The following is a 24,807-nucleotide window of genomic DNA, read 5'->3' on the forward strand; positions in this document are numbered from 1 at the left end:
CCCTTCACCTCCTACCGCATCATAAGTGTAATGTTCCCCGCAGCAATAATAATTGTGATACTTAAAAAGAACATAAACGATACGATAGCTAAGCAAGCAAATACATAAATGATGCTCCGTCCAATGATATCTAAACATTGAATGATTGCTCCGCCGCCAACTGGTTGCAATACTGCTGCTGCGAACTTATAAATAAATGCGATGCAAAAAATTTGAATCGCTGGAAAAGCGACAATTAAACATAGAATGACGAGTCCGATAATTCCGACTGTGTTTTTTAATAATCCCGACGCACTAATAACTGTATCCGCCGCCTCTGTAAACATTCTTCCTACTACGGGAATAAAGTTTCCTGTTACAAATTTAGCTGTTTTCACAGCGATTCCATCCGCAACAGCTGTCGCTGTTCCTTGTACAGATAATACGCCTAAAAAAATCGTTAAAAAAATACCGATAATCCCGACGCTAACGTTTTGCAGAAGCTTGGACAATTTCGTAACTTTATATTGATCACTCATCGTACTCACAATACTTAATATCGTTGCAAGTAATAAAAGTGGTAGCACGATATAATTCATCAAAAGCCCACTCGTATTCATTAAGAAGATGATAATCGGATGAAAAAACGATACGGATACAACACCACCACCTGTCGCTATGAGTGCAAGCAAGATAGGCAATAACGCTAATATGAAATCTACCATTGTTTGTATCGTTTCTCTTGCATATGTCATAACGACATAAAAGCTATTTAAAGCGAAAATAATTAGTACCATATATACAACTGCATCGGCTATTTTGCTTACGCTACTCTTTGAAAATGCAGATTGCAGTGATTGCAACAATGCACTAAAAATTGTGAGCATAATGAGCGTTCCGAGTAGTTTCCCATTTGCAACAAGTTCGTGAAATAAGTACTTTAATAAACCTAGCATCCACTCTTTTATAGAGATTTCTTTTTCTCCCTTTACAAACTCCATAAAGCTACCTTTTTGACTCTCTGGTAAGTAACCTCCATATTTTGTAACAAGCCCGTCCCAAAATTGCTTCACATCTTCAATTCCGAGCTTATCCAATTGTTGATCAACGACGTTTGTCTCTACAGGAGAAGCTTGTACAACAACCGGTAAAGAAAAGAAAAGGAAGCAAGCAAATAGCAGCTTAGCTCCAAACCCCCTCAACATTCACTCCCCCTTATCCCGTCGGTAAAAATCCGAGAATAGTTTCAATTACAACCGTCAAAATAGGGATCGCCATAACGAGAATTAAAATCTTTCCAGCTAATTCAATTTTCGAAGCGATTGCCCCCTGCCCTGCATCCTTTGTAATTTGCGCTCCAAACTCAGCGATATAAGCAATCCCAATAATTTTTAGCAACGTTTCTACATATACGTTGCTAACTTTCGCTTCACTCGCTACTCTCTCAATCATTTGTAAAATAGCGTGAATTTGATCGATTAAAAGAAGGAACATTACGCTACCTACGAACACAATAAATAATGACGTAATGCTAGATTTATGCTGATTCAATACAGCCGCTAAAAACGTAGCAACGAGGCCTAATCCGACAATTTGTATAATTTCGATTCGAACCGCCCCCTTTACTGGAAGAGAAAGACACTTTTAATCTTGTCGAATAGTGTATTAATTAAAAATGCGACATGAAATAAAATAACGACAAAACCGACGAGGATAACCCAATTTGCAATATCCTCACGCTTTAATTCTTTTAGTACAGTATGAATGAAAGCTAAAACAATGCCGATTCCGGCGATTTGAAATATTAATCCAACATCAATGGACATCGCCTTTCTCCCCCCTATAGCAGTAAAATTACGATAAGTAGCCCCGCTAGTACTCCTAAGCTCTTAATCATCTTTTCATATTGCAGCTGTAATGCTTTCGCTTCTTCTTCTTCTCTCTCTAAATGTGTAATACATAACCGAATATGTTTTTGTTGTGATTCACGATCATGTTGTCCGAGCGTTTCACCAAATTGCTGCAAAATCTCATACTCAGTTTGTTGAAATGCTGTTAGCTTCCAATTTTCTTTCAAACTATCTATCCAAGCTTCTCTAACTGTTTGTTCTCCACTTTCTAGCCTGCTAGCGAAACTTTGAAATATCCAATTTAACGGCTTCGGCATTTGTTTCACTAATCGCTCAGCAGCTTCAGACAACGGTGTATGCCCATACATAATTTCTGCCTCTAATGATTGCAGTGCCGCTTTTAATAATCTAAGTTGCCTCGGTCTCTCACTGTATCTTTTGGCGTATGAAAACCCGAAAAAGGTGCTGACCGCAACGATTAACACTGCACCAAATATTTTCACCATACGCCCTCAGCCTTTCTATGAGGTAATACCGGTTTTCCATATTTATCTTTCACTTGCATAACTGTTCCTGGCCCTCTTGCTTTTGACAATTCCACAAACCTATCAAAAATGCCGAGCTCTAGCACTGCCTTTAATGATGGGCGTTTCACAACATCATCATAGGAAAATCCATGTGCACTTATAAAAAGCTGAACCCCTGCATGTACAGCCTCCATAATTGCTTCACTATCTTCTTTACGACCAATTTCATCCACAATTAATATATCTGGGCTCATAGAACGGATCATCATCATCATTCCTTCAGCTTTTGGACATGCATCTAACACATCTACTCGTGTGCCAAAGTCATATTGCGGGATGCCTTTCACACAGCCAGCAATTTCTGACCGTTCATCAACAATCCCGACTTTACAAGAAGGAATTTTCGAAGTACTTACACCTTGACTCATGCAACGCGCTACATCTCTTAAAAGTGTTGTTTTTCCCGTTTGTGGCGGGCCAATTACCATCGTGTTTAACCATCGTGATTCATACAAATACGGTAAAAGTGGTTCAGCAATGCCTATTTTTTGACGAGCAATACGAATATTAAAAGAAGAGACATCTCGAATCATTTTCACTGTGCTTTTTTCTGTAATAACTTTTCCTGCTAAGCCTATTCTATGCCCACCTCGGAGTGTCACATACCCACGCTTTAATTCTTCTTCCATTGTATAAATTGAGAAGTGACTTAACTTATTCAATAAGTAAATAGCATCCTCTGCTGTAACGATATAGTCATAAAAAAACACTTCACCTTGAGCAATACACTCTAGCGGTCTTCCAATTCGAACACGGATTTCCTCTAGAGCATCGTACTGCTTACAATTTTCCACTAACTGCTTCATCGTTTTTGGTAAAACTTCTAATACTTCTTTCATCAGCTTCGCCCCACTATACTCGACTTACTTATTTCAACAACGCGATAAAAATGCAGCCAATTCCAAGCGCTAGAAAAAAGAGTTTCAAGAAAGAGATCTCACTTGCCACACTCGCTATGCCTATTGTCATTGTTAAAATTAATACGGTCGGTCCAACAAACGCCAACATACCATTTATAAACAATGCTTTCTTCGCATCATTCACATAAAGCATAAGCAAAGCGGCGAATATTTCCGCGCTACCTGAAAACAACCGAAGCAGCCCCATTACAAGCACAGATGTTTCCATTGCCGCTAGCCACTGTTTCATTCTCCCACCTTCTCCCATAACGGTTACTAGTGCATGTGCTAAAAAAGAATATATTTGTACAACCATATGCAGAGGTTGTCTATTTCAGAATTAAAAACATAATTTTTATCTACCGCCTATAATATTTTGAATATTCTTAATAACAATGGTATTTTATGGTATATTTATTGAAAAGGAGGGAAAATGATGCAACGAGTTACTTTACTACCACTCGATTTCCGTTATGCAAATGCGATTTTCAAGCTATCAAGTGATCCACATGTAAAAAACGCATTAGGAATAAAAGTAGAAACAATCGAAGACACGAAAGCATTCCTTCTTTTCGCCATAGAAGAAGAACGTCAAAAGAAGTCTTTATCGAGAGTGATTGTAAATGCAGAGAATGAAATAATTGGTCTCACCACACTTAAACATATTAATTATGAGAAGAAACAATCTCACATTGGCAGCTGGCTCGGCTATCCATACTGGGGAAAAGGATATAATGAGGCTGCAAAAAAAGAAATTTTTAAGATTGCTTTTTTAGACTTACAACTTTCCTATGTATTTGCTGGTGCTAAAACGAATAATATTCGCTCTTTAAAAGCACAAGAAAAACTACCTTATATTTCATTGCATGTGGAAAACAAATTTCCAGACGAACACGCTGCACTAGAGAAAGAAGTAAGGTCACCTTGCTCTCTGCACGTCGTGTCACGTGAAAAATTTTTAAACTGGTTGGAATTACAAAATGAGGAGGAAAAATATGAAGAGATTAAAAATTAGTTTAACAATCGTAGTAGAAGTAACTCTTATTTATCTTTTTTCATCATTGGTCGGCTGGTCATTCATGGAAGCCTTTTTCCTTGGTAGTTTAGCGATATTCGGGGCAATTTGGCTCGTTGCTTTAAATATAAGCCAAAATAACAACATTGATCACACTATATATAAAACAGGTACAGTAAAACCTTTTCAAATGACATGGGGTCCTTACACAACAGGTGCTGCTAGTCTTACAGCTTTCAGTTTTATAATAACTACTATTTATTATTTGCCCTATTTTCTATAAAAAAAGCACTCGTGATAATCACGAGTGCTTTTCTACTATGCACGAGAAACGTATTTACCTTCACCAGTGTTGATGATAAGTGTTTCGCCTTCGTTAATGAAGATTGGTACTTGTACAACAAGGCCAGTTTCTAATGTAGCTGGTTTTGTTACGTTAGAAGCAGTATCACCTTTAATACCTGGCTCTGTTTCTGTAACTTGTAATTCAACTGTGTTTGGAAGTTCAACACCAAGTACTTCGCCTTGGTAAGTCATAATAGATACTTCCATGTTTTCTTTTAGGAATTTAAGCTCGCGCTCGATTTGTTTTTCACCAAGTTCGATTTGCTCATAAGTTCCGTTATCCATAAATACGTGAGACTCACCGCTTGCGTATAAGTATTGCATACGACGGTTTTCGATGTGTGCTTTTTCTACTTTCTCACCAGCACGGAATGTTTTCTCTTGAACAGAACCTGTGCGAAGGTTACGTAGTTTAGAACGAACGAATGCAGCACCTTTACCTGGCTTTACGTGTTGGAAATCAAGTACTTGCCAAAGGCCATTATCCACTGCAATTGTTAAACCTGTACGAAAATCGTTTACTGAAATCATGTAAAAAAATCCTCCTGTGTATTACAAAATAATAAGTTCTTTTGGTGATTTCGTAATTACTTCATTACCTTCACTTGTCACAATGATATCATCTTCAATACGTACGCCGCCAATACCTGGAATATAAATACCTGGCTCTACTGTTACAGCCATACCTGGTTCAAGTACTGTATCAGAACGGAATGCTAAACCTGGTGCTTCATGGATTTCAAGACCGATTCCATGACCAGTAGAATGTCCGAAGTATTCACCGTATCCTTTTTCCGTTATGTAATCACGCGTTAACGCATCCGCTTCACGGCCAGTTAAACCAGCTTTAATACCGTTCACACCACGTAATTGTGCTTCTAAAACGATATTATAAATTTCTTTCAATTTATCAGATGGTTCACCAACTGCAATCGTACGAGTAATATCAGAGCAATATCCTTTGTAATAAGCGCCGAAGTCTAATGTAACGAAATCTCCTGTTTCTATCACTTTTTCAGATGCCACGCCGTGCGGTAATGCCGAACGAAGACCTGAAGCAACGATAATATCAAACGAAGAAGATGTTGCTCCTTGTTTTCTCATGAAAAATTCAAGTTCATTTGACACTTCAATTTCAGATACTCCCGGGCGAATGAATGATAGAATATGTTCAAAGGCAGCATCTGCAATCTGTGCAGCTTCCTTTAATATCTTAATCTCTGAATCAGTCTTTATCAAGCGTAACTTTTCTACAAGCCCAGAAGTTGGGATAAATTCAGCATCGATCGCTTCTTTATGAGCTGAATAAGAACTATATGTAAGAGTATCTTGCTCAAAGCCAAGCTTTTGAATTCCTAATTCTTTCACTTGCTTTGCAACTTCATCGATAATTAATCCCGCATGCTGTACAATCTCGTATCCAACCGCTTGTTTAGTAGCTTGCTCTACGTAACGGAAATCTGTAATAAATTGAGCGCGGTTTTTCGAAATGAGTACAACACCAGCTGTTCCTGTGAAGTTAGCCATATATCTACGACTATGTTCATTTGTTAATAAAATACCGTCAATACCAGCCTCATCAAATGCACTTCTTAATCTTTCGATTTTCTCCATTACTTTATGCCTCCCTCAATTTCTCCATTAATGCAAATAACGCTAACTTATAGCCATAAAAACCAAATCCAACAATTTGTCCCACACAAACAGCTGCCGTCACAGATTCGTGACGGAACGACTCACGCTGATGAATGTTAGAAATATGTACTTCAATAACAGGAATCGAAATGCTTGCAATTGCATCTCGAATCGCATAGCTATAATGCGTAAATGCTCCAGGATTTAAAATGATCCCTTCATATATATCTTCCGCCTCATGAATACGATCGATAATCGCACCTTCATGATTCGATTGGAAACATTCTAACTCCACTCCCATTGTTTCTGCTTCTTGCTTCATATCTGCTTCAAGTGTCGCTAGCGTGCCCTTTCCATATACATTTACCTCTCTGACACCGAGGCGATTTAGGTTAGGACCGTTTACGAGGAGTACCTTTTTCATATGCTTAAAACTCCTTAATATTAAATGTCTATATAACATTTTAACATAGGAGTTACTTGTTTGAATAGTTTGTCTTCTCTTCCCCTTCTCGCTCGGCCTTATTGGTATTTACTGCGTAAGAAACAGAGTATGCTATAAATACACCATACAATATAAAAATGCATATCGTCGTCACAATTGTTTCTTTCGGTAAATGGAGTGCACTTTTAATAGCAGGCGCTATTAATCCCACTCCGAAAAATAGTAACGCCCACCAAAATAGACCATAAATAATCCCTGGAAGAACTCCTTCAAACTTTGCCAAAAACGCTTTATACAAAAAAGCAATTAAAATCGAAAGTAGTCCCATACAAACAATTCCTGACACATTTCCCCATACCCCTTCTTTCCAACTTCCAAAGGCAAATGGTAGAAGTAAATAGTTCGGTCCCGCTTCTGTAAATGAAAATATATGAAGGAAATACCATATTCCTCCCCAAAAGAGTCCACCAAATAAACCAATTTGCACAAAATTTCTTGTTCCTATATGTTCTTGACTCACATCAACACCTCCGCTCAATAGTATGCCCGAAACTATTTTGAACCATGTTTAAATACTGCGAAATTTGTCTATAAAAAGAATAAGAAATGTCCGACTCTCGTAACATTTTTCCTTGTCATCTACTTGTATTTGTCGATAAAATAAAGGAAACTCGGTGATTGTCTTATTTCAAAACGACAGAACCCAGTATGACAATTGCCTCTTTTTCTACATAAGAGAGAAACAAATACAGGTTGGTGTTAACATGGCAGAAGAGTCAAAACAAATATATGGCGGGCAAGCAGTCATAGAAGGAGTTATGTTTGGCGGTAGAGAATATACTGTTACAGCGGTTCGTCGTAAAGATAAATCGATTGAATTTTATCGATTACCACGCGTTCGTAATAAAGCATTATCTATCCTGAAAAAAATTCCATTTTTACGAGGGATTGCCGCTATTGTGGATGCAAGCGCGAACGGGGCAAAACATTTAAACTTTGCTTCAGAACGATTTGATGTTCACCCAGAAGAAGATGAACAAATTGCAAATAAAAAAGAAGAACAATCGAAGTTAACGATGGTATTAGGAGTTGCAGCAGTTGGCGTTTTATCTTTCATATTCGGTAAAGTCATTTTCACAGCAGTTCCTGCATTACTAGCTGAATTAACGAGACCGATTTTCCCATCTCATACAGGGCAAATCATTGTCGAAAGTGTCATTAAGCTCATGTTATTACTGAGCTATATATACTTTATTTCTTTAACGCCACTCATTAAGCGGGTATTTCAGTACCATGGTGCGGAGCATAAAGTAATTAATGCCTATGAGAATAATCTTTCATTGACTGTAGAAAATGTTCAAAAACAAACTCGCCTTCATTATCGTTGTGGCAGTAGCTTCATTATATTTACAGTCATTATTGGAATGTTTGTTTATTTCCTTGTCCCTACAGATCCACTTTGGGCCAGAGTGGTAAACCGAATTTTATTAATTCCAGTCGTTCTCGGTATTTCTTTTGAAGTGTTACAATTTACGAATCGATTACGCGATATTCCAGTATTACGCATACTTGGATATCCCGGATTATGGCTACAACTATTAACAACGAAAGAACCAACAGATGATCAAGTGGAAGTAGCCATTGCATCGTTTGAAGAATTATTACGTTTAGAAAACAAACAATAATTATTTAAAAATGGTGTTCAACTCCTTTCCTCATCGTTAATATACTAATTTTAATATATGTTTTTAGGAGGTGTTCCTTATGAACGGTCGTTCGTTTACTTTCGCTATATTTGTGCTTATTATCGGATTAGCAATATTCGGCCTTGTTTCATCTGTCATTACAGATCCAATGGGAGTGTTAAGAAATATTGGTATCATGTTGGCTGTCGTTGGTATCTTTTATTTACTCTACAAAATGTTTACAAACTCTAGCGGTTCAGCAAATTCGCAAAGCTCATATAAGCGCGCTGCAAAACAATCGAGCCGCAAGCATGGGAAACAAAATGTAGCACCCCTAAGCAATTCTTTCTTTAAATCAAACGCTTCTAATGACAAAGGGAAAAAAGGGAATCTTTCTTCTTTAAAGCGAAAAAGAAAACAATCTCATTTAACTGTCATTGAAGGTAAAAAAAACAAAAAGAAAGACCGTGCTTCCTTTTAGGAAATACGGTCTTTCTTTATATTTTGCAGTACTTCTTTCAAGCTTTTATCTTTCATACTTTCAATTCGAAGATGATGATTTTCAAAGGGTAAATTCCGTGTTACATCATTCGGTACAACAACGCACGTTAACCCTGCCGCAATTGCTGCTTTCAATCCGTTTAACGAGTCTTCAAATACAACGGCTTCAGACGAATCTATCCCTAAACCTTCTATTGCCACTCGGTAAAGTGCTGGATCTGGTTTTACCTTCTCAACATCTTCTCTCGTTTTAATGACTTCAAAATAATCTCGAATTTGTAGCTCTTCCAAAAAAGGAATAACCCATTCTCTAGATGAACTGGAAGCTAATGCGATTTTTAATCCCATTTCTTTCGCTTCTTGTAAGTATTCTTTTACCCCGTCACGAGCTTCTGTTATTTTCATTTTCTCTTTATGTAAAGTTTTCACTTTTTCTTTTAATGCATGCTTGTTAAACTTCTCTTTTAATTGATCATTTAAATATGCATACAGTACATCATCTGTCGTTCCAATACACTTTGCAAATTCCTCTAAAGGTAAATCTCCACCATACTCACGAACGGCGTCTCTGAAAGAGTGAAACCATATTGTTTCTGTGTCCACAATTAATCCATCAAAATCAAAAATAATTGCTTTCATAATTCTCCCATCCTTTTCGATTGAAATAAAAAAGGAAACGACATACGTTCCCTTTAATTACTTTTCTCTTCATTTGCTTTTTGAACACCACGAAGTGTTTCCACTCGAACCTCATCTTGTTCAAAGTATTGCACTAAATCACCAATGCGATCAATTGCTTCCCAGCTTAAATGATGTTCAATTCCTTCTACATCATTGTAAATCTTACTTTCATCCACACCGATAATACGCATAAATTGCTCTAGCAAGTCATGACGGTATACGAGACGTTCTCCAATTTTTTTACCTTTTGATGTTAATACAAGCCCTCTATATTTTTCATAAATTAGATATTCATCTTTGTCTAATTTTTGCACCATTTTTGTTACAGAGGATGGATGTACACTAAGCGCTTCAGCAATATCAGATACGCGGGCATAACCCTTTTCATCAATCAACAAATAAATTTGTTCAATATAATCTTCCATACTAGGGGTAGGCATCGGTTTCCTCCATCCAATTTCATTTTGCTCATTCCGTACGAAGCAATCAATAAAATGATACACCAGAAAGAATAACGTGACAAGTTGAAAACAAGCCTAAATATATAAAACAAAAAAGAATCTGTATTTGTATACAGACTCCTCTTAAGTAAAGTATTGTATTTCTGCATCAGGAAAAAACTCATATATATAGCCTCTTATTGTTTCTTCCAATACTTCCGCATCATCTTTTTTATATACGTATTTCCCGATGCCGTACCGTCCCCATTTATATTTACGCTTCTCTTCATCCATTTCAAGCTTCGTACTCGGATAACGCTCCTGAATGACCTTTTTTGCTGGTTTTGTAAAGCGATGTTGAATTAATTCAAATGTTAAATTCGGTATGGACAAATCTTTTAGTGCATTGTACAGTCTTTCAAATAATTCACGGTATCCTTCTTCCCATCCTTCATGCATATAAAGTGGCGCAACTATAAAACCAAGTGGATAATCAGCGCCTGCTACTTTACGTGCTGCTTCAATACGCTCTTCAAAGGGTGACGTCCCCGGCTCAAAATTTTTAATTACATACCGTGAATTAACACTAAACCTAAAACGAGTTTTCCCATTATGTTTTGCATCTAACAAATGATCAACGTGCGAATATTTCGTAACGAAACGTAAACGCCCATGCTCACTTTCTCCAATGAATTCAATCGCCCGCTTTAATGCATGTGTTAAATGATCGATCCCAACGATATCTGATGTACAAGCAGCTTCAAACCTTGTTATTTCAGGTGCTCTTTCATCCATATATTGCTGTGCCTTCTCAAATATTTCATCAAGATTCACATACACGCGAACGTAAGGCTTACTCCCAAGTGTCGTTTGCAAGTAACAATAATGACAATGTCCCATACATCCTGTTGCAAGCGGAATTGCATATTCAGCTGACGGTTTTGACGTATCAAACTTTAATGTCTTCCTCACCCCAACGACAAGCGTCGCTTTTGCATTACGATACTTTTGCAAATCATTTTCACCCGGCAAATTTCGAATTTGATTATGGGATGTCGTTTCACGAATCTCTAGTCCCATCTTCGTAAACTTCTCATATAGCTCTTTTCCAAGTGGATATTCAAGTGCCTTCGGTTCAAAGTAAACGAGTTTTGGCATAAACGGTTTCATATACTTCCCTCCTCTCGTTAGTATGGGGAACGTGGAAAAATTAAAACGCATTAAAGTTTTCCACGTTTTAACAGCCTTTCAAAAGGCTGTTTTTCTTCTGTCTAATTTTACAAATTGAAAAATTTCATAAAGAAAATAAGAAAAATGCAAAATAATTAAAGTTAATTGTTGACGTGATGCTTTTATTATCGGTATCATAAATCTTCGTGAGCAATTATTTTTCGTTATACGATTTTTTTATTATTACTGAATTTTTGAGAGGAGAAATTAGATGTCAGTTAAGAAGAAAACGCAAGTACGCACCGGCAAAATGGTACGTGAACTAATGTTAGCAGACGAAGATGTAAATGCTTCGCTAATTATGGTATATAGTGAAAACGGTGTAAACGCAGAAATTAAAATCGAGGGCTTAACGCCGAAATGTAACGAAGAATTATTTTTGAGCGGAAACGTGGATTGGAACAAGAGTGTTATTTATAAAATTGTTGATTTCACTGGAAACGCTGAAGTTGGTAAAGTTACATTAACAGCGATGAACAAAAATAATGTTTCTCTAGAAATAGAACGCGTTATGTGGAGTAAAGAAAATAAAGAGGCTGCTGAACAAGAAGAAACAGTTGTAGAAACTACTCCGAAAAAAGAAGTAGTTGTAGAAGCTCCAAAAGCAGTTACACCTGCTACAGCACCAACACCGAAGCCTACTCCGGCACCGAAGCCAGTAAGTGTAGAAGCAGCTGTGGAATTATCTACTCCAGCGCCTGTGAAACGAGAAGTACCAACTCCGGTTACAAAGCAAGAGACAGCACCGGTCGCGCCTGCAAAACCGAAGCAACCTGCTTTGACTGAAACAAATTCAAAACTACAAGAAAATTATGTGAAACTCGTGAAAAAGACAATTGAAGTTTGTCAAGATTACGAGCTTGGCATCGACATAGATGATTCTATTGAAGGCTTAAAAGAAGAACTACAAAGCCAAGGTATTAGCGTTACATTTGACAAAGAAATTATGGACGTTGTCAATCGCCTTCGTTCTTTACAAGATAAAGGAATCAAAGTAGAAAAAGTACTTAATTTACTATAAAAAATAAGAGGCGGCAATTGCCACCTCTTATTTTTTATAATTCCATTCTTTACTTTCATACTTTTCTTTTGCTAACGTTTGCACTTCATGTAATTGTTCTTCTGTTAATTCATACGGAACAAGCTCTACATCTAATCCTTTTTCAAACCCAACCTCAAACGCTTTAATTAACTGCTCGATTGTAAACGTACGGTCTGTTAATTCATTAATTGCTACCGCTTTAGATGAGAACATACTCTTCATACGTTCTTTCACACGTTCATTCGGGAATAAAAACAGATCATATAACTCATCTAAATCTATTTCTAATGGAATCGACCCGTGCTGTAAAATAACGCCTTTTTGACGTGTTTGCGCACTACCTGCGATTTTTCTTCCTTCTACTACAATTTCATACCAAGACGGCGCATCAAAACATACGCCTGAACGTGGATTTTTTAAATTTTCACGATCTGCTTCTGTTTTTGGAACTGCATAATACGCTTCTAACCCTAATGCTTTAAAACCATCTAATAAACCTTGCGAAATAACACGATACGCTTCTGTAACTGTTTTTGGCATATTTGGATGATCTTCAGACACAATAACACTGTACGTTAATTCTTTATCATGTAGTACACCCCTGCCGCCTGTTTGACGACGAACGAATCCATATTTCTTTTCGTTAACTACATCCATATTAATATCTTTTTCAACACGCTGGAAATATCCGACTGTTAATGTTGGTACTTCCCATTCATAAAAGCGAATAGTTGGTGGCATTTTCTTTTCACTTTGCCAATTTAATAGACATTCATCTAACGCCATATTAAATGCCGGTGAACATTGACCAGAGTTAATATAACACCATTTTTCTTTTCCCATCCTGCACCTCATATAACCAATTATTTTTCACATTCTCTAGTCTACCAAATTCGACAAAATTTGTGAAAGAATACGAAATTTCTTCTTATATACAAATGAATCTGTTGCATAAATACATACGGGCATTATAATATTGAAAGTAGGATAAGAAAAAAGGGAGCGATAGAATCGTGTCAACAACTTGGATTATTTTATTAGCCGTAATCGTAGCGTTCATCGGTTACACTGTATGGATGTATTTCTATCAGAAGAAATTAATTACAACACTTTCAGAAGAAGAGTTTCGCGCTGGCTACCGTAAAGCACAGCTTATCGATATTCGCGAAGCAGACGAATATACTGCAGGGCATATTTTAGGCGCACGTAACATTCCGTTATCACAAATTCGCCTTCGTCATAAAGAACTTCGTAAAGATCAACCAGTTTACTTATACTGTCAAAGTGGATTCCGTACTGGTCGTGCGGCTCAATACCTAAAGAAACAAGGCTACAAAGATTTCTACCAATTACAAGGTGGATTTAAAACGTGGACTGGAAAAATTAAAAAGAAATAATAACATACAAAAACTAGCTGAATAATTCAGCTAGTTTTTTCATTTGAAAACTTTCCACGTTATTCTCACACATTTTGACAAAAATTCTTTTATAGACGCAAGAAAGACCCCTATCATTCTCACGCCCAAATAAAAAGGTTACGCGAATAACAGAAGTCATATTTATAACATAGTTTGTGAAAAGCTTTTCAGGTCAAGATTTTTTTCATTCTTATTATTTTCCCTTTATAATAAGAGGAAGAGGTGATACATATGGCCAATATAAAACAAATTGCAAAAACCGCTGGTGTATCCATATCAACTGTTTCTCGCGTCCTGAATAATCACCCTTACGTAAAAGAAGAAAAACGTAAGCGTGTTCTAGATGCTGTTGAAGAATTGAACTATGCCAAAAATATAAATGCTATTCATTTAATAAAAGGAAAAACATATACGATCGGTGTTATGCTCCCTTTCATTAACCTTCCATACTTCAGTACCATTATTGAAGGAATCGGTAACGAAGCGTTAGCAGCTGGATATCACATTAATTTATGTCAAACGAATTACGATAGTATCGAAGAAATTCGTGTTCTGGAAATGATGAAAATGAAACAATTCGACGGGATGATTATTTGCTCTCGAACGAGTTCATGGGAACAAATTGAACCTTTCGCAAAATTTGCTCCTATTATTTCATGCGAAAAAATGCACCACCCCCTCATTTCATCTGTCTACGTAGATCATTATGAAGGCTTCCGTCTCGGCACCGCCTATTTACTCAATAAAGGTCATGAAAAAATCGGGATTTGTTTAGCAAGAAAAACAAGTGTAAATTCTATGGAACGTGAAAAAGCGTTTGCTGATACACTTCGTAACGAAGGCAAAACGTTACATCCCGAATGGATTTTTCACCAATGCTATACAATGCAAGACGGTGCACAAATACTCCATCGTATTGTAAACATGAAAAATCGTCCAACCGCTATTTTTACAGCGAACGATCAAGTTGCAGCTGGTTTATTAACAGAGGCTCGAAAGCAAGGTCTTCGAGTACCCGAAGATCTTGCTATCCTCGGATTTGATAATCATGAAATTTCAAAGGCGTTAGAAATTTCAACAATTGAACATCCCGGTCTCGAAATGGGCTCACATGCGTTTTCTTTATTCCATAAACAAATCCAAAGCGAGCAAATTATCGGGAACGCAAAAGAGCTTTCATTCCAGTTAATCGAACGAGATACTGTCTAATAAGAGCGTTACCTATAGCGCTCTTTTTCAGCTCTTCACCTATTGACTTTATATTTTTACTCGCATATAATAAACCTAACGAACGGTAGGTAGGGGATGAAAATGACATCAAACCGCATTAAAGCTGTAGCACTTTCTCATTTCGCACGCTACGGCTACGAAGGAACTTCATTAGCAAATATTGCTCAAGAAGTCGGGATTAAAAAACCATCAATTTACGCACACTTTAAAGGAAAAGAAGAGCTATATTTTACATGCTTAGAATCCGCTCTTCAAAAAGATTTACAGAGCTTCACAGGCGATATCGAAAAGTTTTCCAATTCGTCTACTGAAGAATTGCTCTTACAGCTACTAAAGGGCTATGCAAAACGATTTGGTGAAAGTGAAGAATCAATGTTTTGGTTACGAACTTCTTATTTTCCGCCTGATGCATTTCGCGAACAAATTATTAATAAAGCAAATGTACACATTGAAAACGTCGGAAAACTTTTATTCCCTGTATTTAAAAGAGCAAGCGAACGAGATGAGTTGCATAACATTGAAGTAAAAGACGCCTTAGAGGCTTTTCTATGCTTACTTGACGGTCTTATGGTTGAACTACTATACGCAGGTTTAAATCGTTTTGAGACACGTTTAGACGCTTCTTGGAAAGTATTTTGGCGTGGACTTTCAAACTGACGGATTGCTCCTTTGCAATGCGTCGTTTTTAAGCCCTTTACCTAACGACTGGTAGGAAGGAGAAATGACATATGGCATGGATTTATGTAATCTTAGCTGGTATTATTGAAATCTTTTGGGTAATTGGATTAAAACACGCGGAGGCTCCACTTGAATGGGCTGGTGTTGCGTTATTAATTACAATTAGTTTCGTCTTATTATTTAGAGCTTATAAAGATTTACCTGTTGGTACTGTATACGCAGTCTTCACTGGAATTGGAGCTGGTGGAATCGTTCTTACAGAAATTTTCGTTTTCGGAGAGCCATTCTCTATCGTAAAAGTATTATTAATTGGTTTAATCTTCTTTGGCGTAATTGGTTTAAAGCGAGTAACAGAAGAAAAAGAAGCGAAGGAGGCCGCATAAAATGGCTTGGGTATTTTTAATTCTAGCTGGTATTTGTGAAATTATTGGTGTACTCTTTATGAAAGTAGCCACTGAAAAGAAAGGCTGGGCACCAAAAGTTATTTTAATCGCTAACTTCGGCGTAAGCTTCTTCTTCTTATCCCTTGCGATGAACACATTACCGATGGGAACTGCTTACGCGATTTGGACTGGAATCGGAACTGCCGGAAGTGCACTTCTAGGCATCCTTATTTTCCGCGAATCAGCGGATTGGCGTCGTCTTGCTTTCTTAAGCTGCATTCTATGCGGCGCTGTTGGCTTAAAACTATTAAGCTAACGTGAGGTGAATGTCATGTGGAAAGAAAAAGGGAAGCAACTGTTAGCATGGATCACACTTGGTATCGTCATTCTATTACAAATAAGTTTTCACATAATAGAATGGTTGTTTCATAAAGTAGTATCCATTCTCACATTCCTTCCTAACATGACACTTGAAATGATATCAATCGTTTGGTCCATTATTGCCTCCATTGCAATCGTCATTATATGGAGTATCGCCAGGCTATGGAATAAGTTATTTAAAAAGGACAGTTCTTCTGAAAAAGAGTAACTGTCCTTTTTTATATTCATTCAGACTTTCTATAAAAGTTTGATGTGATAAGACAAAACAGACCGACTATGGCAATACTTATACCAACCCCTTTATGCAAACTAGGAAATAACGGTGGTATATCTGAATAAACATTTGCTAATATGAGACCGATTGAAACGAAAAATATCCCTATTCTATATAACCATTTTCTTTTGCTCATCATTCTCCCCTCCTAAAATTTTTCATACACTCCTTTCTTTTGGACATACTACCTAAAAAAGGAGTGGATAATATGCAAAATTCCGTACATAAGCAGATCCTATTTTTATTTTTCCTCTTTCTTATTCTCGTTATCGTTTTCAGCTTTATATTACATACTCCAAAAGATGTTGTACCGAATAGCCTCTCTGTTTATAAAGTGAAACTTTAATCAGTGGGGGTTTTGTTCATCCCCCACTGATTATTAGTTGAACCAATCGGACTTTTACGGACAGTTGATCCCCCACCTAACTTCTTTGCTTCCACTGAATTTTGAGGTGGGGGTCTTACTGCCCGTTAAAGCGGGATAAACTTTTACTTTCCTATTGTCGCTATTGAAGAAGGTGCCTTACATAAGGCACCTTTTAAAATTCTCTCTTCTCATACAATTTCACTGAAACGAAGATAGATATTATAAACATGCATATTGAACTAATGAATAACACGCTGTTATATAGTTGAATTTGTTCCATGCTGATTTCAAAGAACATGGTACCAATTGCTGTCGGTGCTATTAGTATGAAAAACGTAATAAAAGTAGCTTTTTTGTAGCTAACCCAAAACAACATCGGTAAGACAAAACTTAAATATATAAAAACAAAACCAGAAATCGTAATTACTGTTGTCGTTATAAATTCAACAGTTCCATCTTCAAACCGATTAATTACTACAGGACTAGACACTATCATACTTATAATAAAAATAATAAGTGCCATTATGTATTTAGCTAACACAATTTGCGTTCTTGCTAGTGGTAAACTATTTACTATTACTTCACTATTATATTTTTTATCGTCATTAAATGTTCTTAAAATTGCTATAACTGGAATTATAGCTGACATAATTATGTAAAAACTTTTCATGTCTATTAATGTCATATACATGAAAAGAGGATATATTAAGTGCCATATTAAATACTTCCATTGCACGATAAAGTCTTTTATTATAAGTTGCTTCACAATCGCTCCCTCCTTATAAATCACGCTCATTGTATAAGTTAATTGAGAGTAACATGGATATAACATACAAAATAAGAAGCCCTGCTATAAAACAAATATTTACGACTAGACTCGTGTTCCAAGCATTTTCTACATCTAACCAAACGTTACTTACAATCAATCCACTCAAATATCCCAATGCAAGTCCGGCGAACGGAGCAATTTGTTTGGCACTGCTATATCCTACTGAGAATTCAATCGGAAGTACAATTATGCTACAAACAAACCCACCTGTTATACCTCCGAGAATTTCTCCCCATAGCATAAATCCAGTCATATGCTCATTTTGCAACTGTATGAAACCAATCACTAGTGAGAAACATCCACCTAGAGCAACTAAAATACTTACAAATATGTATTTCCCTATGACAAGATCTTTACGGTCAAACGGTAAGCTATTTACTATCGTTTCACTTTTATTTTTCCCCTCATAACTCATTGACAGTACCGTGCTAAGAAAAGGTATAGATACGCTAATCGTCATAAGAAAACTATCACTACGAAAATCAACAATAGCAAGGAAAACCAAACATATAAGATAAACAAACCCTAACTTTCTTTGCATCATCATATCTTTTAAAACTAATTGCTTGATCATGTATTGCACCTCCTAATATGAAAATGTCCCTTCTATAACTCTGCCTGCTGAAACATTTTCATTGAGAGGAACATTGATATGAATATACTCACTAATACTCCAATACCAAGAACACCCATTGCTTGCGTAGCCTCTTGAGAGTGAAGTACTTTTAACATAATTGTTTTATCACCAAAAATATTGCACATAAGACCAATCATGCCTATTAAAGGAAACAGCATAATCAAATTCAAGACTGTAATAACTTTATATCCCCCAATGTAATTAGTCGGTATCGTTACTACACAATAAATCAAAGTTGCTACTATTGCTGAAAACACTGCATATCCAGGAATAACTATATCTCTGTCTAATAAAATATTTCCTAATATTATGACTATAAAAGTTATACTCAAACCAGCTATAATAAATAATGTGCTTGAAATATATTTAGATATAACTATCTCTTTTCTCGTTATAGGCAAACTCACTAATACTTTTTCTGTTTTACTTTTCTCCTCATGATAAAAAGAAATATAAATAATTGTACTACATGTTATAAATAATCCTATTGCAATCCCCATTGGTTCGACGGAATTCTTAAAAATAGATAAAATAGGGATTAAAAAATAGAAAGGAAACATCTTCTTCTGTAAAAAAAACTCCTTCAAAATCAACTGTTGCATATGAATTCTCCTCTCTATAAATCACGCGTTTCATAAATTTTAATTGTAAGAAGCATAGAAACGATATAGACACTAGCTAATATAATTCCTCCAATTATAAATACACCAATATGCACCGGGTTCATAATCCACTCCATGAATGGAGGCGTTGTTTCATCCAATCCATCACTAATAAATAGCCAAAGAATTACACCTACTCCCATTGATGCTGCTGATACTATACTTCTCACTACCTTTGATTTTGTACCATAATAACTGGGGAAAAACATTGCAACAAAAAGCAAGGCGTAAACAGCTCCATTTATTACTTCATACCATGGAATTTCAATGTATAGATTCGGATGGTATGTACCGATATCACCAATTACCACAATGCCTCTTATAAGAAAAACAACTAACATCGTAGAAAGAATGGCACCGACAATAAATATTGCACAGGAAATATATCTAGCAATAATGATATCCTTTCGACTTACTGGTAAACTATTTATAATAATGTCACTTTTATTTCTTTCATCCATAAAGGTTAACGTCATAACGGAGGAAAGGGTTATAAATAGACAACTCATCGGAAATAAAAATTCACCACTTGGCTCTAACATAAAAAACAAAAGAGGCATAACAAAATTCACTAACCACATTACCCGAAAAAAGAACAAATCTTTATATACGAGCTGACGCATAGGCACCCCTCCCTTTCGCAGTGTAAACGATAATATCATCTAATGTAGGCTTTTCTAGTACAACCTCATTTCCAAACCAGTCAATAATTGCTTGTTTATCCTTCGCTAAACCTTCAAAACCAAATTTATTTTTTCGTAATCCAACAAATAGTTCTTTTCCTTCTCGATCTAATAAATCATTACTTCCTTTTACGATTACGTAGTTCTCCATCAAGTCTTCTTTTTCACCAGTAAATATAATTTCTCCATCGTTGATAAACGTAATATAATCTGCAATGCGCTCTAAATCTGTTGTAATGTGCGTTGAGAATAATACCGATACTTCATCTTCCATTACAATTTCTTGCAACATATCAAGTAATTCACTTCGAACAACTGGATCTAATCCTGCTGTTGGTTCATCCATGATGATAAATTCTGCGTGGTGCGAGAGCGCGATGGCAATCGCAAATTTCATTTTCATTCCTTTTGATAATTCTTTAATTTTTTTATACTTCGGAACTTGCAATCTATGCATATACGATTGATACTGCTCTTCATCCCACTTTTTATATAACGGTGCAATAATACGCTTCATTTGCTCACACGTTAAATCTTCGTAATAATGATTTTCATCATATACAAAGCCGATATTTTGCTTTATTTCCTTTTCGGCTTTCTTATTGTCCTTGCCAAAAATTTTTATATCGCCGCTATCTTTTCTAATTAAATTCATAATCATTTTGATCGTCGTACTTTTCCCGGCCCCATTCGGTCCGACAAATCCCATAATATATCCGCATGGTAATGTAAAACTTATATTTTTTACTGCAAAATCTTCATAGCTTTTACATACGTTTTTTAACTCTAACATCTCTTATTCCCCCTCATATAAACACGCAATCATCTGCTGTAATTCTTCAAGTGAAAGCTGTAACGCTTTACTTTCATTTACAATCTCTTCCGCTTTACTTTCCAATAGACGAAGCCTTTGTTCTTTTAATAGTTCATTATTTTTACGTGAAACATAAGTCCCCTTCCCAGCAACAGTTTCTATATATCCTTCTTTCTCAAGCTCCTCGTACGCACGCTTCGTAGTAATTACACTAATCTGTAATTCCTTTGCTAAGCTACGAATAGACGGTAATTGTTCTCCACCCTTTAAACCACCATTTAAAATAAGCTGGCTTAATTGTTTTCTTATCTGTACATAAATAGGGTCTTGGGAAGAATTCGAAATAATAATATTCATGTTTTCCTCCAGTGTGTATATACTGTATATACCTTATATATACAGTATATACACAACATCCTATTTTTGGCAAGAAAAAAAGACCAACATTTTCCTGTTGGCCTTTCGTATATGTATCACTTTTCAAAGCGATCTAACATCTCATCTCTCATTCCGAAACTCACTACCGCAATTCCTACATACATAAACAGAAGGAACGCCGGATGAACTGTGTTGTACCAAGTGCTATCAACAATTAAATAAATCGTTAATGCCACAACAAGAACAAACGCTAAGATAAACATATAAAAGTGTCTTGTACTACCCATGATAAACTCCTCTCTTCTCACTTCACCATTCAACAGTATATTTTATCGAATAATTCGATATGACTCAAGGTTAACTTTCTGTTATGTAATCAAGTTCCACCTTTACAATGTCCTCACATGCTATTGAAATAATCGTTCCTTGCTTATCAATTGCCGTCACTTCTCTATTATCCATTACACGATGCGCTACTCTTTCTAGTACTTTTCCTTGATCTCGGTAACAAAATTCTTTTACATCTTTAATTGTTTCTCCATTTTCTAAATGGTATACCATCCTATAACATCGATATCCCACACTTTCACCCCCGTCTTGCTCGTTTTTTCACATATACATAAAAATGAGTAATTTTTGCCTCATCACACCTTCTTAATTTCAATAAAATTCTAACAAAAATAAATACTTTTATCAAACTGACTTTTTCAACAAAATCACCTATAAAACTGCTTCTTTACACCATTATGAAACAAAAAATATAAATTTTTAACATTTTCTTCACCACTTCTGCATAAAGTGAAACTTTAATCAGTGGGTGTTTTTGTTCATCTCTACTGATTACCAGGCCACAAATTGCGGAACAAATTCTCCATACAAAAAAAGAACTCGCATATAGCGAGTTCTTCCTTTGTTATTCTATCAAACTTGTACAGGAGCTGGCTTTGCATAACGTAAAACTGGTTTACGTGCAGCCATCGTTTCATCTAAACGTTTAATGACTGTTGTATGCGGTGCTTCTTGTACAACTTCTGGATTTTCTTCTACTTCTTTAGCGATTTGAATCATCTTATCAATGAAACCGTCTAATGTTTCTTTTGATTCTGTTTCCGTCGGCTCAATCATAATACATTCTTCCACATTTAATGGGAAGTAAATTGTTGGTGGATGGTAACCGAAATCAAGCAGGCGTTTTGCGATATCTAATGTACGTACACCAAGTTTCTTTTGACGACGACCTGATAATACAAACTCATGCTTACAATGTCTATCAAATGGAAGATCATAGAATGGTGCTAATCTTCTCATCATATAGTTCGCATTTAATACTGCATACTCTGTTACTGCACGCAAGCCATCTGGACCCATAGAACGAATGTATGTGTATGCACGAACGTTAATTCCGAAGTTACCGTAGAATGGTTTTACGCGCCCAATTGCTTCTGGACGATCATAGTTAAAGTGATAGCCATTTTCCGTTTTCTCTAAAATTGGTTTTGGTAAGTACGGAATTAAATCAGCTTTCACACCTACTGGACCAGAACCTGGGCCACCGCCGCCGTGAGGACCTGTAAATGTTTTATGAAGGTTTAAATGCACAACGTCAAATCCCATATCTCCTGGGCGCGCTTGGCTTAATACTGCATTTAAGTTTGCACCATCATAGTATAATTTACCGCCTGCATTATGGACGATTTCTGCCATTTCTAAAATATTTTCTTCAAATAAACCTAATGTATTAGGATTTGTTAACATAAGTGCTGCTGTTTCTTCATTTACAACACGTTTTAAATCTTCTAAGTCAACAAGACCATGTTCATTTGATTTTACTGTAATTGTTTCAAAACCAGCTACAGTTGCAGATGCTGGATTCGTTCCGTGAGCAGAGTCAGGAACAATTACTTTCGTACGGTTAAAGTCACCATTTGCTTCATGGTATGCACGAATTAACATTAAGCCTGTCCATTCTCCGTGTGCACCAGCTGCTGGTTGTAATGTAACAGTATCCATACCTGTAATTTCAATTAAATGCTCTTGTAAATCGTACATTAATTCCATTGCACCTTGTACTGTCTTTTCATCTTGCAACGGATGAATATTTGCAAATCCTGCGAAACGAGCTACACTCTCATTAATTTTCGGATTATATTTCATCGTACAAGATCCAAGTGGATAGAAACCAGAATCAACACCGTGGTTACGGTTTGAAAGTGCTGTATAGTGGCGCATAATATCAAGTTCAGATACTTCTGGTAGCTCTGCATCTTCTACTCGAATATAATCGCTCTCAAATACATCTTCTAGTTTCACTTCTTCTACATCTAATTTTGGTAAGCTATATCCTATGCGTCCTTCTTTACTCACTTCAAAGATAAGTGCTTGGTCTTGATTCTTCATTGGATAGCCCCCATTTCGTTTACAAGTGTGTCAATTTCATCTTTTGTACGAAGCTCAGTTACTGCTACAAGCATATGGTTCTCATGCTCTTTATAATCACGGCCTAGGTCGTAACCGCCGATAATATTCTTTTGTAATAATGCATCGTTTACTTCTTTCACTGGGCGCTTGCAATCTACAACGAACTCATTGAAGAATGGTCCAGCAAATGTAACTGTGAAGCCTTTCGCTTCAAATTGACGTTTTGCATATTGTGCTTTAGAAATGTTTTGACGTGCCATTTCTTTCACACCTTGTTTACCAAGTGCTGTCATTGCAACTGATGCTGCTAATGCATTTAACGCTTGGTTTGAACAAATGTTAGACGTCGCTTTGTCACGGCGAATATGCTGTTCACGTGCTTGTAACGTTAATACAAATCCACGTTTACCATCTGAATCTACAGTTTGTCCGACAAGACGCCCTGGAATTTTACGCATGAATGCTTTTGTTGTTGCAAAGTAACCACAGTGTGGTCCACCAAACTGCGTTGGGATACCAAATGGTTGTGCATCACCGATGACAATATCAGCACCAAATTTTCCTGGTGGTGTTAATGCGCCTAATGATAATGGATTTGAAGAAACGATAAATAATGATTTTTGTTGATGAACGATTTTTTCAATATCAGCTAATTTTTCAACTTGTCCGAAGAAGTTTGGATATTGAACGATTACACAAGCAACTGTATCATCTACTTCACTTTGTAATACGTCTAAATCTGTTACACCATCTTTATGATTAATTTCAACAACTTCAAGATGTTGACCTTTTGCATATGTTTCAAGTACAGCTCTTGATTCTGGATGAACTGCGCTAGATACAAGAATTTTCTTTTTACGAGTATGGCCAGCTGCTAGCATTGCCGCTTCAGCTAAAGCTGTACCTCCGTCGTACATAGAAGAGTTTGCTACATCCATTCCTGTTAACTCACAAATCATTGTTTGGAATTCAAAAATTGCTTGTAATTCCCCTTGTGAAATTTCCGGTTGGTATGGCGTGTAAGCTGTATAAAATTCTGAGCGAGAGATAACATGATCTACAATTACTGGAGCATAATGATCGTATACGCCTGCTCCTAGGAAAGAAGCGTATTCTTTTAAGTTCGCATTTTTACTAGCCATTTGAGATAACTCTTTTAAAAGCTCTGGCTCTGATTTTGCTTCTTTAATTTTTAAATCCCCTTTAAAACGAACACTCTCTGGAATATCAGAGAATAACTCATCGATCGTTTGAACGCCGATCGTTTGTAACATTTCTTTTTTGTCTTCTTCTGTCATTGGAAGATAACGATGCAACATGA

At 36.4% G+C, this 24,807-nt stretch carries 36 protein-coding genes; 11 read left to right on the top strand and 25 right to left on the bottom strand.

The genetic code is table 11. From position 1 onward, the window contains the following. Positions 1 to 11: 11 nt before the first annotated feature. Genes spoIIIAE through PQF83_RS11730 form a run of 6 tightly spaced genes read right to left on the bottom strand, consistent with a single transcriptional unit; the run spans position 12 to position 3,565 of the window. Complete coding sequence (spoIIIAE, locus tag PQF83_RS11705) at positions 12 to 1,184, bottom strand: stage III sporulation protein AE (RefSeq protein ID WP_000943695.1); 1,173 nt, start codon at positions 1,182 to 1,184, stop codon at positions 12 to 14. Positions 1,185 to 1,194: 10 nt separating this feature from the next. Next, positions 1,195 to 1,578 carry a stage III sporulation protein AD gene (spoIIIAD, locus tag PQF83_RS11710; RefSeq protein WP_077317075.1) on the bottom strand — a complete coding sequence of 128 codons (384 nt, stop codon included), beginning with the start codon at positions 1,576 to 1,578 and terminating at the stop codon, positions 1,195 to 1,197. A 23-nt stretch (positions 1,579 to 1,601) separates the two neighbouring features. Then, positions 1,602 to 1,805 (bottom strand): stage III sporulation protein AC, encoded by a 204-nt coding sequence (gene spoIIIAC / locus PQF83_RS11715; RefSeq protein ID WP_000020914.1) that lies wholly within the window; start codon positions 1,803 to 1,805, stop codon positions 1,602 to 1,604. Positions 1,806 to 1,819: 14 nt separating this feature from the next. Then, the gene (gene spoIIIAB / locus PQF83_RS11720) at positions 1,820 to 2,335 is read right to left on the bottom strand and encodes a stage III sporulation protein SpoIIIAB (protein ID WP_000238697.1); all 516 of its coding nucleotides are present in this window, start codon (positions 2,333 to 2,335) and stop codon (positions 1,820 to 1,822) included. Beyond that, positions 2,329 to 3,255 carry a stage III sporulation protein AA gene (gene spoIIIAA / locus PQF83_RS11725; protein ID WP_000665886.1) on the bottom strand — a complete coding sequence of 309 codons (927 nt, stop codon included), beginning with the start codon at positions 3,253 to 3,255 and terminating at the stop codon, positions 2,329 to 2,331. The genes spoIIIAB and spoIIIAA overlap by 7 nt, the downstream gene beginning before the upstream one ends. Positions 3,256 to 3,283: 28 nt before the next feature. Next, positions 3,284 to 3,565 carry a YqhV family protein gene (locus tag PQF83_RS11730; protein WP_000816054.1) on the bottom strand — a complete coding sequence of 94 codons (282 nt, stop codon included), beginning with the start codon at positions 3,563 to 3,565 and terminating at the stop codon, positions 3,284 to 3,286. Positions 3,566 to 3,751: 186 nt separating this feature from the next. On the opposite strand from PQF83_RS11730, the gene PQF83_RS11735 reads away from it, so the two are divergent. Next, the gene (locus PQF83_RS11735; protein ID WP_001190071.1) at positions 3,752 to 4,330 is read left to right on the top strand and encodes a GNAT family N-acetyltransferase; all 579 of its coding nucleotides are present in this window, start codon (positions 3,752 to 3,754) and stop codon (positions 4,328 to 4,330) included. After that, positions 4,311 to 4,613: a hypothetical protein gene (locus PQF83_RS11740; RefSeq protein WP_000825746.1), complete on the top strand. Its 303-nt coding sequence runs from the start codon at positions 4,311 to 4,313 to the stop codon at positions 4,611 to 4,613. Before PQF83_RS11735 ends, PQF83_RS11740 begins: the two co-directional genes overlap by 20 nt. A 35-nt stretch (positions 4,614 to 4,648) precedes the next feature. Here the strand turns inward: PQF83_RS11740 and efp are convergent, their stop codons facing one another. From efp to PQF83_RS11760, 4 genes are read right to left on the bottom strand one after another with little or no spacing between them, the layout of a single operon-like run. Next, entirely contained in the window at positions 4,649 to 5,206 is a 558-nt protein-coding gene (gene efp, locus PQF83_RS11745; RefSeq protein WP_000626512.1) for an elongation factor P, read from the bottom strand. Positions 5,207 to 5,227: 21 nt separating this feature from the next. Then, positions 5,228 to 6,289, bottom strand: coding sequence for a Xaa-Pro dipeptidase (pepQ, locus tag PQF83_RS11750; RefSeq protein WP_000411051.1), 1,062 nt, complete (start codon positions 6,287 to 6,289; stop codon positions 5,228 to 5,230). Positions 6,290 to 6,293: 4 nt separating this feature from the next. After that, entirely contained in the window at positions 6,294 to 6,734 is a 441-nt protein-coding gene (gene aroQ / locus PQF83_RS11755) for a type II 3-dehydroquinate dehydratase (protein WP_000757088.1), read from the bottom strand. A gap of 52 nt (positions 6,735 to 6,786) precedes the next feature. Beyond that, complete coding sequence (locus PQF83_RS11760; RefSeq protein WP_000076576.1) at positions 6,787 to 7,275, bottom strand: YqhR family membrane protein; 489 nt, start codon at positions 7,273 to 7,275, stop codon at positions 6,787 to 6,789. Positions 7,276 to 7,519: 244 nt separating this feature from the next. On the opposite strand from PQF83_RS11760, the gene PQF83_RS11765 reads away from it, so the two are divergent. Then, positions 7,520 to 8,440, top strand: a complete 921-nt coding sequence (locus tag PQF83_RS11765) for a DUF1385 domain-containing protein (RefSeq protein ID WP_000807112.1) — start codon at positions 7,520 to 7,522, stop codon at positions 8,438 to 8,440. 79 nt (positions 8,441 to 8,519) lie between these two features. Then, positions 8,520 to 8,921 carry an SA1362 family protein gene (locus PQF83_RS11770; protein ID WP_001014446.1) on the top strand — a complete coding sequence of 134 codons (402 nt, stop codon included), beginning with the start codon at positions 8,520 to 8,522 and terminating at the stop codon, positions 8,919 to 8,921. Here the strand turns inward: PQF83_RS11770 and PQF83_RS11775 are convergent. From PQF83_RS11775 to splB, 3 genes are all read right to left on the bottom strand, one after another. Continuing rightward, complete coding sequence (locus PQF83_RS11775; protein ID WP_000643907.1) at positions 8,918 to 9,580, bottom strand: HAD family hydrolase; 663 nt, start codon at positions 9,578 to 9,580, stop codon at positions 8,918 to 8,920. The two genes, PQF83_RS11770 and PQF83_RS11775, sit on opposite strands and share 4 nt — an antisense overlap. Positions 9,581 to 9,633: 53 nt before the next feature. After that, complete coding sequence (mntR, locus tag PQF83_RS11780; protein ID WP_001143073.1) at positions 9,634 to 10,062, bottom strand: transcriptional regulator MntR; 429 nt, start codon at positions 10,060 to 10,062, stop codon at positions 9,634 to 9,636. A gap of 144 nt (positions 10,063 to 10,206) precedes the next feature. Continuing rightward, positions 10,207 to 11,232, bottom strand: a complete 1,026-nt coding sequence (gene splB / locus PQF83_RS11785) for a spore photoproduct lyase (protein ID WP_000802124.1) — start codon at positions 11,230 to 11,232, stop codon at positions 10,207 to 10,209. Positions 11,233 to 11,503: 271 nt separating this feature from the next. Between splB and PQF83_RS11790 the strand changes: the two genes are divergently transcribed. Further along, complete coding sequence (locus PQF83_RS11790; protein WP_000111920.1) at positions 11,504 to 12,313, top strand: hypothetical protein; 810 nt, start codon at positions 11,504 to 11,506, stop codon at positions 12,311 to 12,313. Positions 12,314 to 12,340: 27 nt separating this feature from the next. Here PQF83_RS11790 and PQF83_RS11795 read toward each other — a convergent pair whose 3' ends face one another. Continuing rightward, entirely contained in the window at positions 12,341 to 13,177 is an 837-nt protein-coding gene (locus tag PQF83_RS11795; RefSeq protein ID WP_000514079.1) for a lipoate--protein ligase family protein, read from the bottom strand. A gap of 170 nt (positions 13,178 to 13,347) precedes the next feature. Between PQF83_RS11795 and PQF83_RS11800 the strand changes: the two genes are divergently transcribed. The 6 genes from PQF83_RS11800 (at position 13,348) to PQF83_RS11825 (ending at position 16,632) form a co-directional block, all read left to right on the top strand. After that, positions 13,348 to 13,731: a rhodanese-like domain-containing protein gene (locus tag PQF83_RS11800; RefSeq protein WP_000108655.1), complete on the top strand. Its 384-nt coding sequence runs from the start codon at positions 13,348 to 13,350 to the stop codon at positions 13,729 to 13,731. 252 nt (positions 13,732 to 13,983) lie between these two features. Further along, complete coding sequence (locus PQF83_RS11805) at positions 13,984 to 14,961, top strand: LacI family DNA-binding transcriptional regulator (RefSeq protein ID WP_001273959.1); 978 nt, start codon at positions 13,984 to 13,986, stop codon at positions 14,959 to 14,961. Positions 14,962 to 15,057: 96 nt separating this feature from the next. Continuing rightward, the gene (locus tag PQF83_RS11810; protein ID WP_002163519.1) at positions 15,058 to 15,639 is read left to right on the top strand and encodes a TetR/AcrR family transcriptional regulator; all 582 of its coding nucleotides are present in this window, start codon (positions 15,058 to 15,060) and stop codon (positions 15,637 to 15,639) included. A 71-nt stretch (positions 15,640 to 15,710) separates the two neighbouring features. After that, the gene (locus PQF83_RS11815; RefSeq protein ID WP_000312349.1) at positions 15,711 to 16,043 is read left to right on the top strand and encodes a DMT family transporter; all 333 of its coding nucleotides are present in this window, start codon (positions 15,711 to 15,713) and stop codon (positions 16,041 to 16,043) included. A 1-nt stretch (position 16,044) separates the two neighbouring features. Next, positions 16,045 to 16,359 (top strand): DMT family transporter, encoded by a 315-nt coding sequence (locus tag PQF83_RS11820; protein WP_000312623.1) that lies wholly within the window; start codon positions 16,045 to 16,047, stop codon positions 16,357 to 16,359. Between the two features lie 15 nt (positions 16,360 to 16,374). After that, positions 16,375 to 16,632 (top strand): DUF3975 family protein, encoded by a 258-nt coding sequence (locus PQF83_RS11825; protein ID WP_000265382.1) that lies wholly within the window; start codon positions 16,375 to 16,377, stop codon positions 16,630 to 16,632. Positions 16,633 to 16,648: 16 nt separating this feature from the next. Here the strand turns inward: PQF83_RS11825 and PQF83_RS11830 are convergent, their stop codons facing one another. From PQF83_RS11830 to gcvPA, 11 genes are all read right to left on the bottom strand, one after another. Continuing rightward, the gene (locus PQF83_RS11830; protein WP_002163518.1) at positions 16,649 to 16,837 is read right to left on the bottom strand and encodes a hypothetical protein; all 189 of its coding nucleotides are present in this window, start codon (positions 16,835 to 16,837) and stop codon (positions 16,649 to 16,651) included. Positions 16,838 to 17,237: 400 nt separating this feature from the next. Further along, complete coding sequence (locus PQF83_RS11835) at positions 17,238 to 17,831, bottom strand: ABC-2 transporter permease (protein WP_000811438.1); 594 nt, start codon at positions 17,829 to 17,831, stop codon at positions 17,238 to 17,240. A 13-nt stretch (positions 17,832 to 17,844) separates the two neighbouring features. Beyond that, entirely contained in the window at positions 17,845 to 18,468 is a 624-nt protein-coding gene (locus PQF83_RS11840) for an ABC-2 transporter permease (RefSeq protein WP_000595386.1), read from the bottom strand. 32 nt (positions 18,469 to 18,500) lie between these two features. Beyond that, complete coding sequence (locus PQF83_RS11845) at positions 18,501 to 19,133, bottom strand: ABC-2 transporter permease (protein ID WP_001186556.1); 633 nt, start codon at positions 19,131 to 19,133, stop codon at positions 18,501 to 18,503. A gap of 14 nt (positions 19,134 to 19,147) precedes the next feature. Further along, the gene (locus tag PQF83_RS11850) at positions 19,148 to 19,816 is read right to left on the bottom strand and encodes an ABC-2 transporter permease (protein ID WP_001249562.1); all 669 of its coding nucleotides are present in this window, start codon (positions 19,814 to 19,816) and stop codon (positions 19,148 to 19,150) included. Then, positions 19,797 to 20,669, bottom strand: coding sequence for an ABC transporter ATP-binding protein (locus PQF83_RS11855; RefSeq protein WP_000891286.1), 873 nt, complete (start codon positions 20,667 to 20,669; stop codon positions 19,797 to 19,799). The genes PQF83_RS11850 and PQF83_RS11855 overlap by 20 nt, the downstream gene beginning before the upstream one ends. Before the next feature lie 3 nt (positions 20,670 to 20,672). Beyond that, positions 20,673 to 21,047 carry a GntR family transcriptional regulator gene (locus PQF83_RS11860; RefSeq protein ID WP_001021363.1) on the bottom strand — a complete coding sequence of 125 codons (375 nt, stop codon included), beginning with the start codon at positions 21,045 to 21,047 and terminating at the stop codon, positions 20,673 to 20,675. A 116-nt stretch (positions 21,048 to 21,163) separates the two neighbouring features. Next, complete coding sequence (locus PQF83_RS11865; RefSeq protein ID WP_000535935.1) at positions 21,164 to 21,355, bottom strand: hypothetical protein; 192 nt, start codon at positions 21,353 to 21,355, stop codon at positions 21,164 to 21,166. A 70-nt stretch (positions 21,356 to 21,425) separates the two neighbouring features. After that, entirely contained in the window at positions 21,426 to 21,629 is a 204-nt protein-coding gene (locus PQF83_RS11870; protein ID WP_000262495.1) for a DUF3929 family protein, read from the bottom strand. A 360-nt stretch (positions 21,630 to 21,989) separates the two neighbouring features. After that, on the bottom strand, positions 21,990 to 23,465 hold the full coding sequence (gene gcvPB, locus PQF83_RS11875) for an aminomethyl-transferring glycine dehydrogenase subunit 2 (RefSeq protein ID WP_000795698.1): 1,476 nt from the start codon (positions 23,463 to 23,465) through the stop codon (positions 21,990 to 21,992). Then, a complete protein-coding gene (gene gcvPA / locus PQF83_RS11880; RefSeq protein WP_000903230.1) occupies positions 23,462 to 24,805 on the bottom strand; it encodes an aminomethyl-transferring glycine dehydrogenase subunit 1 in 1,344 nt (447 codons plus the stop codon). Before gcvPA ends, gcvPB begins: the two co-directional genes overlap by 4 nt. Positions 24,806 to 24,807: the final 2 nt, after the last annotated feature.

This window comes from Bacillus sp. FF-1 (assembly GCF_028548245.1).
GTDB classification, from domain to species: Bacteria; Bacillota; Bacilli; order Bacillales; family Bacillaceae_G; genus Bacillus_A; species Bacillus_A paranthracis.